Genomic DNA, 1,449 nt, shown 5'->3' on the forward strand with positions numbered 1-1,449 from the left:
ATAGTCAAGTCCATATTAGTGTGTAAATTCCTCGGGTATCATTTTGTGGTCAATCATCCAGCCTAATCGAGCGGTTTATGCCGCGAAAGCCTATTGATAGTGAGATATCGCCATGGTAGACTTTCCATTGCGGCATCATGGACTCCATTGATTGCATCCAAAATAGAGTGATGCCGCTGATGCCACCTGCCATGGCGTTAGAGGCTCACTGTCAATAGGACCGTGAAATAAATAGCGAGCTAAGCAACCTGATTTTCTGTTTTCTCATCTTGGATGAGTGAGTTGTAGTAGACATCCATTTCAAAGTATTTACGGCCTGTGGACCACTTTTCATCCTGCTCTATCAATAGGGCTCCAATAAGCCTGATTGCCGATGCTTCATTTGGGAATATTCGTATGACTCTTTCTCTTCTTCGGATTTCCTGGTTGAGCCTTTCAATGCCATTGCTTGTTCTTAATCTCTTTCTGTATCTTAAAGGCAAGCTAAGGACTGCAGTTATATCATCAAAGCCTTCATCGAGCAATTCCATTGCCTTTGGAGCTTTTGATTCATATTTATTTAGGATATGGTTTTTAGCTGCTCTTGCACTATCCATATCAACAGCTTCATACACTTTGCGGATGTCTTCCTTTAGCTCCGGTTGAACTGACTTTGGTGTCTTGTCCAAGAGGTTTCTTGAAAAGTGTGTTTGACATCTTTGCCAGCTTGATCCTTGAAACTGCTTGTTTATGGCTTTGACAAGACCTTTGTGGCTGTCTGATGTGATTAGCCTTGGTGATCTAAGTCCTCTTTGCTTGAGGGAGATAAAGAACTCATCCCAGCTTGTTTCTGATTCGCTTTCTGACAGGTGAAAGCCTATGATTTCACGGTATCCTTCCTCATTGACGCCTATTGCTATCAGGAGGCTTTTGCTCCTTACCCGGTGGTTGTCCCTGGCTTTGATGTAGATGGCATCAACCATCAGAAATGGATATTCGCAAGTAAGTGGTCTGTTCCTGAAGGCTTCAACAACAGGATCAAGTTTTTTGCATAAGTCCGAGACCATGGATTTTGAAAATGATTTACCACAAAGCTCTTCGGTTATGTTCTCGATTTTTCTTGTTGAGACACCGTTGATTACCATCTCGATCATAGAGAGGACAAGGGCCTGCTCACTGCGCTGGTATCTTTCAAACATGGTGGTGCTGAAATTGCCATTTCTGTGCCTTGGAACACGAAGTGTAAGAGTTCCAACCCTTGTGGTAAGTTCTCTGTCCCTGAAGCCGTTACGATAGGCTCTGCGGTCATCAGAACGTTCGTAGGGCTCTGCACCAAGCTGCTCAGTGGATTGGGCGATGAGAACCTGATTAAATATTTCTTCAAGTAGTTTAGAAAATGCTTCATCCTTTGTTTCTTTTGTAAAAAGTCCGTGCAAAAGTTCAGTATCCAGTGTAATATTTAATTGAGCC

General features: G+C 42.9%; 1 protein-coding gene. It reads right to left on the reverse strand.

Going from position 1 to position 1,449, the window contains the following annotated elements:
• Nucleotides 1–239 precede the first annotated feature (239 nt).
• Nucleotides 240–1,449 (reverse strand): IS256 family transposase (locus ACTQ46_RS11060; protein ID WP_441749882.1); only part of this gene is annotated, 1,210 nt, incomplete at its 5' end.

It is taken from the genome of Gallicola sp. Sow4_E12, from assembly GCF_052116305.1.
In the GTDB taxonomy this organism is placed as follows: Bacteria; Bacillota; Clostridia; order Tissierellales; family Peptoniphilaceae; genus JBQKLI01.